The sequence below is a fragment of the Marinomonas foliarum genome, assembly GCF_003337275.1.
In the GTDB taxonomy this organism is placed as follows: Bacteria; Pseudomonadota; Gammaproteobacteria; order Pseudomonadales; family Marinomonadaceae; genus Marinomonas; species Marinomonas foliarum.
In genome coordinates, this window is record NZ_QPJQ01000005.1 from 17,423 (window position 1) to 32,115 (window position 14,693).

Consider the following 14,693-nt stretch of genomic DNA (forward strand, 5'->3'; position numbering starts at 1 on the left):
AAGCGGATAATTCATTTATCGAAATGGTTTTAGTGGTATTGAGATGAGCATGGTTGAATCGATTGATCCTATCGAGTTTACAGACGCAGCAGCGGCGAAGTTGCAATCTTTGATTGAAGAAGAAGAGAACGATCGACTCATGTTGCGAGTTTATGTAACAGGTGGCGGTTGCTCTGGCTTTCAGTATGGTTTTACATTTGATGAAGATCATCAAGAAGACGATACCGAGGTGCAGCGTAACGGAGTGACTTTAGTTGTTGACCCGTTAAGCTTCCAATATTTAGTTGGCTCAGAAGTAGACTATAAAGAAAATTTAGAAGGCTCACGTTTTGTGGTGCAGAACCCTAATGCTACATCGACTTGTGGTTGTGGTGCGAGTTTTAGTGTTTAGTTCTAATATTTAGTTACTGAAACCCTTCAAATCTCTGGTTTGAAGGGTTTTTTATTGGCTGGTGTTTTAAATTAAGCTTTGGTGTAGAGGTTGGATGCTTGTCTGGCGCTTTCTTCTGCGCTGTTAATGTTGCCTTCAAGGGTTCTGTAGTGACCGACAAAGAGTAGACCTATTTTATTATCCCCTAATACTATAGGTGTTAGCGTGTTGTTCTTTGCTCGCCAAATTCTTAAGCCAAACATCTGTTTTGGCATCGAGTTTTCTTCTGCTAACCGGCTTTGATTAACATGAGCATAGAGGGCTGATAGCTGGTCCGGCTCACCGTCTTGATCAATCAAGATGTGGTGATGTTTAATTTGTTGGTCCAAAAATTCTGGTGGGTATGGTGTTCTTAGGAGCGGTAGAGCGTTTTCTTTAGGGAGCGAATGAAAAAGTTCTAGTGTTTCCGGTGAGCCGTTATGTGGCGATAAAAGTAGAGTCATCTCTACTGGAATTCCGTATGACGGTTTTACAGGTATGTGGAAAATGAGTTGCTTTGCGGGTGGCCGTCGATGAATCTCTGGCGCCATGTATCCCGCTGTCTTATTGTTTTTGTTCGCGTGTATTGGTGGCACTTGCAAGAATAAGCGCCATTCTTTTTTGTCTAAATCGAGCTCTTCTGGCGAGTGAACGTGAAACTTAGTTTCAAATATGTGGCTGAGTACGTGCTCAATAAGGTTGGCGAATATGCTGGTTGATGCTGTGAGGGGTTCTTTGCTTTGACTGTCTAAGTATATTTCTTTTACTTGGTGCGCGGCAGAGCTTAGGTCAACCGAGTCTTGGTTGCTGGTTATAGGGCGATATTTGACCCGAGAAATGATCTTTTTCTCGTTCGGTTGATTGGATGCTCGATTGAGCGCCTCTATAAACAGCATAATACGACTCCTTGATTAGCTATCAAGAGTATCGGCCATATAGTTGAAGAGTTTAGAGATAGTCTGTTTTTTGTTCAAAAAAGACTATCTCATGGTGTATTTAGCGAAGAAGATTCGAAAGCTTTGGGTTTGGCTCTAAAGCTGCACGGTAAAAAAGCGCTACTTTGCCAATAGTTTGAACTGTTTCGCATTTCATTATTTTACTGATTTCTGCAATAAGAGCTGTACGAACTTCGCGATCGGCGATGCTAATACGTACTTTGATAAGCTCGTGATCTTCTAATGCGCGATCTACTTCAGTTAATACGGTTTCAGTTAAACCGTTGCCCGCAATCATAACCACAGGATTAAGTGCGTGGCCGATTAGGCGATATTGCTTTTTTTGGGCGTTTGTAAGACTCATAGTTAAATTTTCTCATATTAGTTGACCCTCTTTATTGGAGGCTTAAGAGGTTAAGCGATATTATAGCGGAATATTGACTAATTTAGGTATGATGAAAACGTGGCAAGATCAAAAAGTAGTAATAATTGGATGAAGGAACATTTTGACGATCCATATGTCAAAAAGTCCCAACAAGATGGTTATCGCTCTAGAGCGAGTTATAAGCTGATAGAGATTAACGATAAAGACAAGTTATTCAAACCCGCTATGCGAGTTGTTGATCTTGGTGCAGCTCCTGGTGGTTGGTCGCAAGTGGCCGCAAAGCTTGTTGGGGATCATGGAACGATTGTGGCTTCCGATATATTGGAAATGGCACCCTTGCCGGGCGTGCGTTTTGTTCAGGGGGATTTTACTGAGCAGGAAGTGTACGAAGCTATTTTATCTGAAATTGGAGATGAAAAAGCAGATCTTGTAATTTCAGATATGGCCCCCAATATGAGTGGTAACAGTTCTTCTGATCAGCCACAAGCTATGTATCTTGTAGAACTTGCTTTGGATATGGCGGCACAAGTGTTGCGTCCCGGTGGAAATTTTCTGGTGAAAGTGTTTCAAGGTGAAGGGTTTGAAGAATACCTGAAAACCATGCGGGCTCAGTTTGGGTCAGTAGTAACACGTAAACCAGAGGCATCGCGAGCAAGAAGTCGTGAAGTTTACTTATTAGGAAGACAATATAAAGGTTAATGGGATATGTTCTGGTATGATTGCCAGATACATTTTAAATAACCGTTTAGAGGTGTGCTCTTGAACGATATGCTGAAAAATATACTGTTGTGGTTGGTAATAGCTGCTGTACTGCTAACTGTATTTAATAATTTTAATACGACATCTGATACGAATCGAATTTCATACTCTGAGTTTGTGAAAGAAGTTCAGGATGGGCGTGTTGCCAAAGTAATGGTTGATAACTCTACTATCAGTGGTACTCGAACAAGTGGCGATACCTTTGATACAGTGCGTCCAGCTGCAGCTGATCCAAAAATTATGGATGACTTGTTGAGAAACAATGTAATTGTTGAAGGGCGTATGCCTGAGCAGCAAAGCATTTGGACTCAATTGCTTGTTGCCAGTTTTCCTATTCTTCTTATTCTTGCCATTTTTATGTTCTTTATGCGCCAAATGCAAGGCGGTGGCGGCGGTAAAGGCGGTCCTATGTCTTTTGGTAAGTCCAAAGCGCGCCTTTTGCCTGAAGATCAGATTAAAACGACTTTCGCGGATGTGGCGGGTTGTGATGAAGCGAAAGAAGATACTGAAGAACTTGTCGATTTTTTAAGAGAGCCAAGTAAGTTTCAGCGTCTTGGTGGCAAAATTCCACGCGGTATTTTGATGTGTGGCCCTCCAGGTACTGGTAAAACTTTGCTGGCAAAAGCCATTGCCGGTGAAGCTAAGGTGCCATTTTTTACTATTTCAGGTTCTGATTTCGTTGAAATGTTTGTTGGTGTTGGTGCTTCTCGTGTTCGTGATATGTTCGAACAAGCTAAAAAGCACGCACCTTGCATTATCTTTATCGATGAAATTGATGCTGTAGGTCGTAACCGTGGTTCCGGTATGGGTGGCGGTAATGATGAGCGTGAGCAGACATTGAACCAGCTGTTGGTTGAGATGGATGGTTTCGAAGGTAACGAAGGTATTATTGTTATTGCTGCGACAAACCGTCCAGATGTATTGGATCCAGCTTTGCTTCGTCCTGGTCGTTTTGACCGTCAAGTGCAAGTAGGTTTGCCGGACATTCGTGGCCGTGAACAAATTCTAAAGGTGCATTTGCGTAAAGTGCCTTGCGATGATGATGTTGAACCAAAAAACATTGCTCGTGGTACGCCAGGTTTTTCTGGTGCAGATTTAGCTAACCTGATAAATGAAGCCGCATTATTTGCAGCCCGCTCTAATCGTCGATTAGTGAATATGGAGTTGCTTGAGTTAGCCAAAGATAAAATCCTCATGGGTGCTGAACGTAAGACCATGGTGATGAGTGATAAAGAAAAACTAAACACGGCATACCATGAAGCAGGTCATACAATTATTGGTTACTTGATGCCTGAACATGATCCTGTTTATAAAGTGTCTATTATTCCTCGTGGTCGCGCTTTAGGTGTCACCATGTATCTTCCTGAGGAAGATAAGTACAGCATTAGTAAGCGTGGTCTTGAAAGTCAGGTTTGTAGTTTGTATGGCGGTCGTATTGCTGAAGAAATGATCCATGGTTTTGATGGTGTTTCTACTGGTGCTTCAAATGATATTGAGCGTGCTACGAGTATTGCTCGTAACATGGTTACTAAATGGGGCTTGTCTGAAAAACTAGGACCATTTGCGTACGAAGAAGATGACAACAGCGGCAGCTTTATTACTGGGCCTACAGGCAGTAAGTCGAACTACTTCTCGCCTGAAACTGGTAAGATTATTGATGCTGAGGTTCAGGATATTATTAGTCGTTGCTATGAAAAAGCGAACACTATATTGGTTGATAATCGCTCTAAACTGGATGTTATGGCGGAAGCCTTGATGCAGTATGAAACGATTGATGCGAAGCAAATTAAAGAAATTATGGACGGAAAAAAACCGTCTGCGCCTGAGGGGTGGTCTGACCCTGGAGTCAAAACTCCAAAAACAGAAGGCGCTGATCAAGTAGATGATACTGAGGTTGCTACTTCATCTGATGATGTGAAAGCTGATGATAATGCTGATGCGGCTTCTGGTCAGGTATCACCTAAATCTACAGGTGAGTGATTTCGAATAGTATTCTTTGATATGGTTTTTTCATGTCTTTAATGTCATTTGGGGATAAGTCGTTAGACTTATCCCTTCCTCATGTTATGGGGATATTAAATATCACCCCAGATTCTTTTTCTGATGGTGGCGCATTCAATTCATTGGAAGCGGCATTGCGTCAGTCTGAATTAATGATTCAAGAAGGCGCTAGCATTATTGATGTTGGTGGCGAATCTACGCGTCCGGGTGCTAAGGCTGTATCGACTCAGCAAGAGATGGATCGAGTTTTGCCCATTGTCGAAGCGATCAAAAAGCGTTTTGATATCATTGTGTCCGTTGATACTAGTACTCCTGATGTTATTCGAAGTGCTTCTGCTGTTGGTATGGGGCTGATTAATGATGTTAGGGCTCTGGAGCGAGAAGGGGCTTTGCAGGCATCTGCTGAAACTGATTTGCCCATATGTTTAATGCATATGAAAGGTGTGCCCGAAACGATGCAAGAGCAACCAGATTATGCCTCCGTAGTGGATGATGTGGTGGGCTATTTGATGTCGAGGGTTGCTGCGTGTGAGTTAGCTGGAATTGATCGTTCTCGACTTATTCTAGATCCAGGTATTGGGTTTGGAAAGACACTTTCGCATAATCTATCTCTGTTGAATCATACCGATACCTTAAGGTCATTAGGCTTTGAGGTGTTGATGGGCCTTTCTAGGAAGACCATGATAGGTGATGTTCTGGGGAACCCGGTTGAAGAGCGACTTTATGGCACCATGGGAGCAAATGCTTCAGCTTACCTTAAAGGTGCACGTATATTTAGAGTTCATGATGTTAGGCCGCATGTAGAAATGTTGGCGTTGATGTCTCGTATTGAGGGAGCGGTTTGATGCGTAAGTATTTTGGTACAGATGGAATTCGAGGGAAGGTTGGTACAGCGCCTATAACACCAGAGTTTATGTTGAAGTTGGGTTGGGCTGCAGGTCAGGTTTTTAAAGAGCACGATAAAAAAATTCTGATCGGCAAGGATACTCGTATTTCTGGTTATATGTTTGAGTCCGCGCTTGAGTCTGGGATTGTGGCTGCTGGAGCAGATGTGCGTCTGGTTGGACCAATGCCAACACCTGCAATTGCCTATTTGACGCGAACGTTTCGTGCCAGTGCAGGTATCGTTATTAGTGCCTCTCATAATCCTTATACAGATAATGGAATTAAGTTTTTTTCTGCGGAAGGCGGCAAGATTTCTGACGAAATCGAAGAGCGTATAGAGTATTTCCTAGAGCAGCCGATGGAGGTTGTTGAATCTAGTCTAATCGGTCGAGCTAAGCGTATTGATGACGCTGCGGGTCGTTATATTGAGTATTGTAAAGGCACCTTTCCTATTGGGCTGCAGCTTAGTGGCTTAAAAATCGTTGTCGATTGTGCTGACGGCGCAACTTATCATGTTGCTCCCCGGGTTTTTTCTGAATTGGGTGCTGACGTTATTCCAATTGGTATTAACCCTGATGGGTTAAATATTAATGAATTCTGTGGTGCAACTAAGCCTGAGTTATTGCGTAAGAATGTTTTAGCTGAAGAGGCGGATTTAGGTATTGCTCTGGATGGTGATGGTGACCGTTTGATACTGGTGGACCGCCATGGTGTGGTGCGTGATGGGGATGATATCTTGTATATTATCGCTAATCATCTGATGCGTACCGGTCGATTCAGTGGTGGTGTTGTAGGTACTTTAATGAGTAACTTCGGCCTGGAGTTGGCATTTTCTGAAACAGGTATTGGCTTTAGTCGAGCAGCTGTTGGTGATCGTTATGTGAACGAAAAACTAATGCAGCATGGTTGGGTGTTAGGTGGTGAACCTTCTGGCCATATTGTATGTCGCTCTATCACTACAACTGGTGACGGTATTATTGCGGCCTTGCAGGTTCTTCGTGCAATGGTTGAAGAGGATAAGGCGCTTGATGAATTGCTCGTGGGCTTGGTTAAATTTCCTCAAAAGCTAAAAAATATTCGTGTCGCTAAGCGTTTTATTCCAAATGAAGAGCCAGCTTTGCAAAAAGCTATCGCGGTTGCTAATGAACGTTTGAATGGCCTTGGTCGAGTATTACTAAGGGCTTCTGGTACAGAGCCTTTGATTCGAGTCATGGTAGAAGGGCGAGATGATGAAACGGTTGATGAGTTAGTTGAATATCTTGTTGACGAAGTGAATGCGGTTGTTGAGTCAAAAAGCAGAGTGTAAAGTGATTTTTAAATTGAAAAAATAAATACTTGAAACCAAAGCGCCCATTCCATAGAATGGGCGCCTCGAATTTAGGGGTTAGAATATGATTCGTCAAAAGATAGTCGCTGGTAACTGGAAAATGAATGGCTCTAAAGAGAGCGTTTCTTCACTTGTTAATGGCTTACTTGAGATGGAGAATTCTGGCTCTGAAGTAGTTATTGCTCCTTCATTTCCTTATTTATCTCAGGTTGACGGTCTTATTTCTGGAAGCCGTATTGTTTTGGCTGCTCAGAACGCGAGTCAAGAGGTAAAAGGCGCTTTTACTGGTGAAGTTTCGGCTTCTATGTTGAGTGACTTTGGAGTTAAGTACGTTTTGGTTGGGCATTCAGAGCGTCGTTCTCTTTATGGGGAGTCTGATGAATTGGTTGCTGCCAAAGTAAAAACGATCTTTGAATTTGGTCTGACTCCAATGTTGTGTATCGGCGAAACATTAGCTGAACGAGAGTCTGGCAAAACACTTGAAGTTTGTGAGCGTCAAATTCAAGCGGTTATTGATCTTGTTGGAATTTCTGCATTTGAGCAATTAGTTGTTGCTTATGAGCCAGTTTGGGCTATAGGAACAGGTCTATCAGCAAGTGCAGAGCAAGCTCAAGAAGTTCATCAGTCAATTAGAGCCTTTTTGGCTAAGTTGTCAGAGTCTGTTGCTGAAAAAGTTCAGATTTTGTATGGCGGAAGTGTTAAAGCATCAACCAGCTCGGCTTTGTTTCAAATGCCTGATGTAGATGGTGCTCTTGTCGGTGGTGCATCACTTGATGCAAAAGAATTTATCGCGATTGTAAAAACAGCAGGTTAATAGATGGAAGCACTTATTTTGGTTTTGCATGTACTAGCGGCGATATTGATTATCGCGTTGGTTTTGTTGCAGCAAGGCAAAGGTGCGGATGCCGGTGCCTCTTTTGGTGGCGGAGCATCCCAAACAGTATTTGGTAGTCAAGGTGGTGGTAGTTTCTTCGGAAAAATGACTGCAGTGTTTGCCTTGGTATTCTTTTTGACTAGCTTTGGCTTGGCGTTCTTTGCCAGTGAGCAGGCGAAAAGTGTTTCTGGTGCGCTTGATTTCGTTCCTTCAGCTCCTCAAGTTGAAGAAACAGTGGGTTTACCAGAGCTAGGTGAAAAGAATAAAACAAGTTCCGATCTTCCAGTTACTGAATAATAATTATATTTAGTTTCTGAAAGGTTTGAGTTGAAGCGTTAAGAGAGAGTTTTGCGGATGTGGCGGAATTGGTAGACGCGCCACCTTGAGGGGGTGGTGAGCTATGCTCGTGGGGGTTCGAGTCCCCCCATCCGCACCAATATTGAATTGATGTCGTGTTTTGTGTATGATGTCGGAATATTGATGCAGAGTAATCTGGTTTGTTGGAAGTGTTATGTTTTTCTTTCGCTTTCTTACGGTTTTCCTATTTTAGGTATCCGCACCAGTTTGTTCTTAGAGTATTTAGTGTCAGGATTGACAACCTTCTTTCTGAAGGCTGCTCTCTCAATTAGTTTTGATGAGAGTGCTAAGAACCCCTATATGGGGTTTTTTGTTATCTGTACTGCTGCACTAAGTTTTTAATGTAAATGGGCCTTGAGCCCGTTTTTTGTTTCTGCGTTTTACAAAATTGGTTTTCGGAGAAAACGATTGTCAGCAAAATATACGATTTTAGAAGAACTTATTCGACCAGTCGTTGAAGGTTTAGGGTTTGAGTTTTGGGGGATGGAGTATTTATCATTAGGTAAAGACTCTGTGCTTCGTATTTTTATTGAGACGGATGAAGAGAAAGGAATTGATGTCGAAGATTGCGCTCGTGTCAGCCGTCAGGTTAGTTCTATTCTAGATGTTGAAGACCCAATTACTGGGGAATATAACCTAGAAGTATCGTCACCAGGTTTAGATCGGCCTTTATTCAGTTTGGCTCAATATCAGGCTTATATCGGTTCTATTGTTTCTTTACGTTTACGTGTGCCTTTCGATGGCCGTCGTAAATTTAAGGGGCAACTAATGGGGATCGAAAGCGAAGATATTGTTATTCGTGTAGATCAAGAAGAATACTTATTGCCTATTGATTTGATCGATAAGGCAAATGTTGTTCCACAATTTTAACAATTAACCTTGAAGAGAGGCTAAAAGGATGAGCAAAGAAATTCTTTTGGTAGTAGAAGCCGTTTCCAACGAGAAAGATGTTCCGAAACAAGTTATTTTCGAAGCCGTTGAAATTGCTTTAGCTAGTGCTGCCAAACGCCGTTTTGAAGAAGACGCATTGATTCGTGTATCTATTGATCAACGTTCGGGCGATTACATAACTTACCGTCAATGGAACATTGTTGCGGATGAAGATTATTCTAATCCTGCTTTCGAATTAACAATTGATGATTCTGAAGAGCAAAATCTTGGCGTCGCTATTGGTGAGATTTACGAAGAAGAAGTTGAATCTGAAGTTTTTGGGCGTATTGCTGCACAAACAGCAAAGCAGGTTATTGTACAAAAAGTCCGTGAAGCTGAACGCGCAAAAATGGTTGCTTTGTACTCTGAGAAAGTGGGTAAACTTGTCCATGGTCAAGTGAAGAAAGTAACTCGAGATAGCTTGATTATTGATCTTGGTGAGAATGCAGAAGCATCATTGCCAAAAGATCAGTTGATCTCACGTGAAAGCTTCAGAATGAATGATCGAATTCGTGCTTTGTTGCTTGAGATTCGTGAAGACAGTCGTGGTGCACAGCTGATTTTATCTCGTAACGCACCTGCGTTTATGATTGAGCTGTTCCGCCTTGAAGTGCCAGAAATTTCAGAAGAAGTTATTGAAATTCGTAGCGCATCACGTGATCCAGGTTTGAGAGCTAAAATAGCGGTTAAGACGAATGACCGTCGTATTGACCCTATTGGTGCTTGCGTTGGTATGCGTGGCGCTCGAGTTCAGGCTGTTTCTAACGAAATGAATGGTGAGCGTGTTGATATCGTTCTTTGGGATGATAACCCAGCGCAATTGGTTATCAATGCTATGGCGCCAGCTGAAGTTGATTCTATTGTGATTGATGAAGATGCTCATTCTATGGATGTCGCAGTTAAGAGTGATAATTTAGCTCAGGCGATTGGCCGTAATGGGCAAAACGTTCGATTAGCCTCCGCTCTAACGGGATGGTCTTTGAATGTTATGACCAGTGAAGATGCTGAAGCGAAACAGCAAGAAGAATCGCAAAAGCTAATTGATATCTTTGTTACAGGGTTAGATATCGATGATGATTTAGCGATTCAGATGGTCGATGAGGGATTCACTTCTTTAGAAGAAGTGGCGTATATCCCAATGGAAGAAATGTTAGATATTGACGGATTTGATGAAGATTTAGTGAATGAACTTCGTTCACGAGCAAAAGAAGCTCTTTTGAATCAAGCACTTCAAGCAGAAGAACAATTAGATGATGCCAAACCTGCTGCTGACTTATTAGCAATGGATGGAATGGATAATCACCTTGCGTTGGTACTTGCCTCTATTGGGGTAATTTCAATGGAAGATTTGGCTGAACAATCAGTTGATGAATTGCTTGATGTTGAAGGTATGACAGAAGAGCGTGCAGCGAGTCTTATTTTGACAGCTCGTGCGCCTTGGTTTGCTGAATCTGAATAAAATCTGAGTACATAAGGGGGAACTTAATGACAGTTCAAACCGTAAAGATACTATCCGAATTGGTAAATACGCCAGTCGATAAGCTACTGGCTCAGATGAAAGACGCTGGTTTACCTCAAACAAGTGCGAGCCAAGAAGTCTCTGAAGTAGAAAAGCAAGCGCTATTGAATTACTTAAAGCGTCAGCATGGTGAAGAAGGCGATACAAGTCAGCGTATTACTTTGCAACGTAAAACCACAAGTACTTTGTCTCGTAGCGATGGCGGCAAAGCCGTTAATGTTGCTGTAAAGAAAAAACGTACCTATGTTAAGCGTGATGATGCAGATGAAGAAACTCAAAAGCAGGAAGAGTTGCTTGCGAAACGTCTTGCAGAAGAGCAAGAGCGTTTAGCAGCAGAAGAGCAAGCTCGTCTAGAAGCCGAGCGTAAGTTAGAAGAAGAGAAGGCAGCTAAAGCGAAGGCTGAAGCTGAAGTAAAAGCGCGTCAAGAAGCAGCAGCGAACCCTGCCGTAGCGGATGCTGGCGCGGTAAATGATACGGAGCAGTATGTTTCCGATATAGGAGCGGCAGAACCCGTGGAATCACCGAAGCAGCCAAAAACCCCGAAAAAAGTGTCTCAACCAGCAATGGACAGTAAAAAGTCGACTGTTGCACCTAAAGGCAAAAAGGGTCCAGTTAGACATGACAATGATAAAGATAAGCCTCGTGGTCGTGCTAACCCAGATAACAAGCGTTCACGTGTAAACGTGAATGACGAAGATGAATTTACTCGCCGCGGTAAGTTAGGTCGTAAGAATAAGAAGCCTACTAAACAAGAGCATGGTTTCCAGAAGCCTACTGCGAAGATGATTCATGAAGTAGCTTTGCCAGAAAGTATTACGGTTGCGGATCTTGCTGAAAAAATGGCAGTAAAAGGCGCAGAAGTAATTAAAATCATGTTTAAGATGGGCGCTATGGCGACCATTAACCAAACAATTGACCGTGATACAGCAACCTTGGTTGTTGAAGAGATGGGTCATACGGTTAAGTTCATCGACGAGAACGCAGTCGAGAATGACATGATCGAAGCGATTGACTACGAAGGTGAATCTATTAAACGTGCGCCTGTAGTGACTGTAATGGGCCACGTTGACCATGGTAAAACGTCATTGCTTGATTACATTCGTACTACTCGTGTTGCAGCGGGCGAGTCGGGTGGTATCACTCAGCATATTGGTGCTTATCACGTTGAAACGCCTCATGGCATGGTTAGCTTCTTGGACACACCTGGACACGCCGCGTTTACGTCTATGCGTGCTCGTGGTGCTAAAGCAACGGATATCGTTATCCTAGTTTGTGCTGCTGACGACGGCGTAATGCCGCAAACAATTGAGGCTATTCAGCACGCACGTGCTGGTAATGTTCCAATGGTTGTTGCTATCACCAAGATTGATAAAGAAGGTGCAGATATAGATCGTGTTAAAAACGAACTAGTTGCACAGGAAGTTGTGCCAGAAGAATGGGGCGGTGACGTTCAGTTTGTTGGTGTTTCAGCCAAATCTGGTGAAGGTATAGAAGAGTTACTAGAAGCGATTCTTTTGCAATCAGAAGTGCTTGAGCTTACCGCTGTGCCTAGTGCTCCTGGTAAAGGTGTTGTAGTTGAGGCTCGTCTTGATCGTGGCCGCGGTTCTGTTGCAACCTTGCTTGTTCAAAATGGTACCTTGAAAAAAGGTGACATTGTGTTGGCCGGTCTGCAAATGGGCCGAGTACGTGCTTTATTAGATGAAACGGGTAAGGCAATTAACTCTGCTGGTCCTTCTATTCCTGTTGAGATTCTTGGTCTTGATGGAACGCCTGAAGCGGGTGAAGAATTCATCGTTGTTGCTGATGAACGTAAAGCTCGTGAAGTAGCTAACTTCCGTCAAGGTAAATACCGTGAAGTACGTTTCGCTCGTCAGCATTCTGCTAAATTGGAGAATTTGTTCTCTGAAATGGGTAAAGATGAAGTTCGTACATTGAATGTGGTTCTTAAGGCAGATGTTCGTGGTTCTCTTGAGGCGTTGATTAAGTCTTTGACTGATCTAAACACTGACGAAGTAAAAGTGAATGTCGTTTCTAGCGGCGTTGGTGGTATCACTGAAACTGATGCGACTTTGGCTTTAGCTTCTGATGCCGTGATTTTTGGTTTCAATGTGCGTGCTGACAACTCTGCTAAGCAGTTTATTGAGCGTGAAAGTATCGATCTTCGTTACTACAGCATTATTTATAACATCATTGATGATGTTAAGTCTGCCTTGTCTGGCATGTTGTCTCCAGATCTTCGTGAGGACATCAAGGGTACTGCAGAAGTACGTGATGTATTCCGTTCGCCTAAGTTTGGTTTGATCGCAGGTTGTATGGTTATCGAAGGTACAGTTTACCGTAACAAGCAGATTCGTGTATTGCGCGATGATGTTGTTATTTATGAAGGTGAGCTTGAATCACTTCGTCGCTTTAAAGACGCTGTGAATGAAGTTAGCCGCGGTATGGAATGTGGTATCGGTGTGAAGAATTACAACGATGTCAAAGTAGGCGATAAGATCGAGGTTTTTGAAACCGTCGAAGTAGCGCGTACGCTTTAATAGGGCAAGATCATGGCAGGCGAATTTAGTCGTACTAGTCGGATTGGTGACCAGCTCCAAAAGGAGCTGGCGTCCTTGATCCAGTTTGAAGTAAAAGACCCTCGTTTAGGGTTAGTTACTGTCAACGAAGTGCGTGTAGCAAAAGATTTGGGTTATGCGGATATTTACTATACCGTCCTTGGTAAAGATGATCAGCCAGAAGTATTGGCTGAGAACCAGGCTGCATTAGATAGTGCCAAAGGGTTCTTGCGTCGTCGTTTAGCACAAGAAGTGAAGCTTCGTGTTATGCCACATCTGCGTTTCCATTACGACCAGAGTGTAGTTAATGGTTCGCGCATGTCTGCTCTTATTGACGAAGCAATTCGTGATGATGAGACAAAAAACGGTAACGAAGACGAGTAATAAGTTCGTATGGCTAAGGCAACATGGCGTTCAGTGGACGGTATTGTTCTACTGAATAAGCCGATAGGTTTAAGTTCGAACCAAGCGCTGCAGCGTGTCCGTCGCCTTTATCAGGCCGCAAAAGCAGGACACACTGGAGCCCTTGACCCTTTGGCAACAGGAATGTTGCCATTGTGTCTTGGAGAGGCGACGAAGTTTTCTCAGTATTTATTGGATGCGGATAAGCGTTACCTAACCTGTATTCAGCTGGGAAAGAGAACAACCACAGGTGATCGAGAAGGGGAGGTATTGACGGAAGAGCCGATTCCTACTCTTACTGATGACGAGCTTGAGGTTGTTTTTGACAAATTTCGTGGTGAAATAGAGCAAATACCGCCAATGTATTCTGCTTTGAAGCACGAAGGGAAACCTTTGTATGAGTATGCCCGTCAAGGGATTGTCATCGAAAGGAAACGCCGTCGCGTTATCATTTCTAATCTGACCCTTATTTCAAGAACAGAAGATACGCTGACTTTAGATATTCAGTGTTCTAAAGGTACCTATATTCGAACCATTGGTGAGGATATTGGAGAGGTATTGGGCTGTGGTGCTCATCTTCATTCATTGCATCGTATTTCTACAGCAGGGTATTTGCCGGAAAATATGATGACGTTAGAAGAGTTTGAGTCTATTGCTGAACAGGGTTATGAGGCGTTAGATTCGCATCTAATTTCTATGGATACGGCGGTTGAGCATTTTGTTAAAGTGGATATACCAAAAGTAGATTCATTGGATATGATGTTTGGTCGAACTATTCCAAGCCCAGTCTCATTAGAGCATGAGACGGTTATTAGAATGTATGATCATGAGTCTCAGCGATTCTTAGGACTAGGGCAGATTAATGGGACGACTATTCGCCCTTATCGATTGGTTAATACCAGTGAGTTCTCTTTATAAATAGCAGTGAGTTCTGCGAAAAAGAGTGTTAAACTTGTTGGCCTAGGATAACTGAAAATATGCTCGGCTATCCTTTACTTTTAATAGCATATTAATTTGGAGATTAAGATTATGGCATTGTCTGCAGAATCAAAAGCAGCGTTGGTAAAAGAGTTTCAAGTAGCGGAAGGCGACACTGGTTCTCCTGAAGTTCAAGTAGCATTGTTGACTAAGAACATCGAAGGTCTTCAAGGTCACTTTAAAGCTCATATCCACGACCATCATTCTCGTCGCGGTCTAATCCGTATGGTAAACCAGCGTCGTAAGTTGTTGGATTACCTTAAGCGTAAAGATGCAGCTCGTTACACTAGTTTGATCAAAAAACTAGGTCTGCGTCGCTAAGACTGAGAAAGGGCCATAAGTTATTATGGCCCTTTTTTTATTGGTCTCCCAAGGGA

At 42.9% G+C, this 14,693-nt stretch carries 15 protein-coding genes and 1 tRNA gene; 14 read left to right on the top strand and 2 right to left on the bottom strand.

The window, feature by feature from the left end; translation table 11 throughout:
* Window positions 1-43: 43 nt before the first annotated feature.
* Entirely contained in the window at window positions 44-391 is a 348-nt protein-coding gene (gene erpA / locus DFP77_RS03700; protein ID WP_147270549.1) for an iron-sulfur cluster insertion protein ErpA, read from the top strand.
* 71 nt (window positions 392-462) lie between these two features.
* Here the strand turns inward: erpA and DFP77_RS03705 are convergent, their stop codons facing one another.
* Window positions 463-1,305, bottom strand: a complete 843-nt coding sequence (locus DFP77_RS03705; RefSeq protein ID WP_114410952.1) for a hypothetical protein — start codon at window positions 1,303-1,305, stop codon at window positions 463-465.
* Window positions 1,306-1,405: 100 nt separating this feature from the next.
* Window positions 1,406-1,708, bottom strand: a complete 303-nt coding sequence (locus DFP77_RS03710) for a YhbY family RNA-binding protein (protein ID WP_114410953.1) — start codon at window positions 1,706-1,708, stop codon at window positions 1,406-1,408.
* Between the two features lie 99 nt (window positions 1,709-1,807).
* Here DFP77_RS03710 and rlmE point away from each other — a divergent pair, with 99 nt between their 5' ends.
* The 13 genes from rlmE to rpsO all read left to right on the top strand — a co-directional run bounded on the left by rlmE (window position 1,808) and on the right by rpsO (window position 14,637).
* Entirely contained in the window at window positions 1,808-2,428 is a 621-nt protein-coding gene (gene rlmE / locus DFP77_RS03715; protein WP_114410954.1) for a 23S rRNA (uridine(2552)-2'-O)-methyltransferase RlmE, read from the top strand.
* A 60-nt stretch (window positions 2,429-2,488) separates the two neighbouring features.
* A complete protein-coding gene (gene ftsH / locus DFP77_RS03720; protein ID WP_258861060.1) occupies window positions 2,489-4,468 on the top strand; it encodes an ATP-dependent zinc metalloprotease FtsH in 1,980 nt (659 codons plus the stop codon).
* Between the two features lie 32 nt (window positions 4,469-4,500).
* The gene (gene folP, locus DFP77_RS03725) at window positions 4,501-5,334 is read left to right on the top strand and encodes a dihydropteroate synthase (RefSeq protein ID WP_114410955.1); all 834 of its coding nucleotides are present in this window, start codon (window positions 4,501-4,503) and stop codon (window positions 5,332-5,334) included.
* Window positions 5,334-6,680 carry a phosphoglucosamine mutase gene (gene glmM, locus DFP77_RS03730; protein WP_114410956.1) on the top strand — a complete coding sequence of 449 codons (1,347 nt, stop codon included), beginning with the start codon at window positions 5,334-5,336 and terminating at the stop codon, window positions 6,678-6,680. The genes folP and glmM overlap by 1 nt, the downstream gene beginning before the upstream one ends.
* An 85-nt stretch (window positions 6,681-6,765) precedes the next feature.
* A complete protein-coding gene (gene tpiA / locus DFP77_RS03735; protein ID WP_114410957.1) occupies window positions 6,766-7,515 on the top strand; it encodes a triose-phosphate isomerase in 750 nt (249 codons plus the stop codon).
* A 3-nt stretch (window positions 7,516-7,518) separates the two neighbouring features.
* On the top strand, window positions 7,519-7,872 hold the full coding sequence (secG, locus tag DFP77_RS03740; RefSeq protein WP_114410958.1) for a preprotein translocase subunit SecG: 354 nt from the start codon (window positions 7,519-7,521) through the stop codon (window positions 7,870-7,872).
* A 53-nt stretch (window positions 7,873-7,925) separates the two neighbouring features.
* A tRNA-Leu gene (locus DFP77_RS03745) sits at window positions 7,926-8,011 on the top strand.
* Window positions 8,012-8,340: 329 nt separating this feature from the next.
* Window positions 8,341-8,802: a ribosome maturation factor RimP gene (gene rimP / locus DFP77_RS03750; RefSeq protein ID WP_114410959.1), complete on the top strand. Its 462-nt coding sequence runs from the start codon at window positions 8,341-8,343 to the stop codon at window positions 8,800-8,802.
* Window positions 8,803-8,830: 28 nt separating this feature from the next.
* A complete protein-coding gene (gene nusA, locus DFP77_RS03755; RefSeq protein WP_114410960.1) occupies window positions 8,831-10,321 on the top strand; it encodes a transcription termination factor NusA in 1,491 nt (496 codons plus the stop codon).
* A 26-nt stretch (window positions 10,322-10,347) separates the two neighbouring features.
* Window positions 10,348-12,918, top strand: coding sequence for a translation initiation factor IF-2 (gene infB / locus DFP77_RS03760; protein ID WP_114410961.1), 2,571 nt, complete (start codon window positions 10,348-10,350; stop codon window positions 12,916-12,918).
* A 12-nt stretch (window positions 12,919-12,930) separates the two neighbouring features.
* Window positions 12,931-13,320 (top strand): 30S ribosome-binding factor RbfA, encoded by a 390-nt coding sequence (gene rbfA, locus DFP77_RS03765; RefSeq protein WP_012068746.1) that lies wholly within the window; start codon window positions 12,931-12,933, stop codon window positions 13,318-13,320.
* Window positions 13,321-13,329: 9 nt separating this feature from the next.
* Window positions 13,330-14,256, top strand: a complete 927-nt coding sequence (gene truB, locus DFP77_RS03770) for a tRNA pseudouridine(55) synthase TruB (RefSeq protein WP_114410962.1) — start codon at window positions 13,330-13,332, stop codon at window positions 14,254-14,256.
* 111 nt (window positions 14,257-14,367) lie between these two features.
* Window positions 14,368-14,637 carry a 30S ribosomal protein S15 gene (rpsO, locus tag DFP77_RS03775; RefSeq protein WP_012068748.1) on the top strand — a complete coding sequence of 90 codons (270 nt, stop codon included), beginning with the start codon at window positions 14,368-14,370 and terminating at the stop codon, window positions 14,635-14,637.
* The last annotated feature ends 56 nt before the right edge of the window (window positions 14,638-14,693 follow it).

Excerpts from the sequence above, each read along its gene's own strand:
- erpA (WP_147270549.1), top strand. The coding sequence starts at position 44 with ATGAGCATGGTTGAATCGATTGATCCTATCGAGTTTACAGACGCAGCA.
- DFP77_RS03705 (WP_114410952.1), bottom strand. The coding sequence starts at position 1,305 with ATGCTGTTTATAGAGGCGCTCAATCGAGCATCCAATCAACCGAACGAG.
- DFP77_RS03710 (WP_114410953.1), bottom strand. The coding sequence starts at position 1,708 with ATGAGTCTTACAAACGCCCAAAAAAAGCAATATCGCCTAATCGGCCAC.
- folP (WP_114410955.1), top strand. The coding sequence starts at position 4,501 with ATGTCTTTAATGTCATTTGGGGATAAGTCGTTAGACTTATCCCTTCCT.
- glmM (WP_114410956.1), top strand. The coding sequence starts at position 5,334 with ATGCGTAAGTATTTTGGTACAGATGGAATTCGAGGGAAGGTTGGTACA.
- tpiA (WP_114410957.1), top strand. The coding sequence starts at position 6,766 with ATGATTCGTCAAAAGATAGTCGCTGGTAACTGGAAAATGAATGGCTCT.
- secG (WP_114410958.1), top strand. The coding sequence starts at position 7,519 with ATGGAAGCACTTATTTTGGTTTTGCATGTACTAGCGGCGATATTGATT.
- nusA (WP_114410960.1), top strand. The coding sequence starts at position 8,831 with ATGAGCAAAGAAATTCTTTTGGTAGTAGAAGCCGTTTCCAACGAGAAA.
- infB (WP_114410961.1), top strand. The coding sequence starts at position 10,348 with ATGACAGTTCAAACCGTAAAGATACTATCCGAATTGGTAAATACGCCA.
- rbfA (WP_012068746.1), top strand. The coding sequence starts at position 12,931 with ATGGCAGGCGAATTTAGTCGTACTAGTCGGATTGGTGACCAGCTCCAA.
- truB (WP_114410962.1), top strand. The coding sequence starts at position 13,330 with ATGGCTAAGGCAACATGGCGTTCAGTGGACGGTATTGTTCTACTGAAT.
- rpsO (WP_012068748.1), top strand. The coding sequence starts at position 14,368 with ATGGCATTGTCTGCAGAATCAAAAGCAGCGTTGGTAAAAGAGTTTCAA.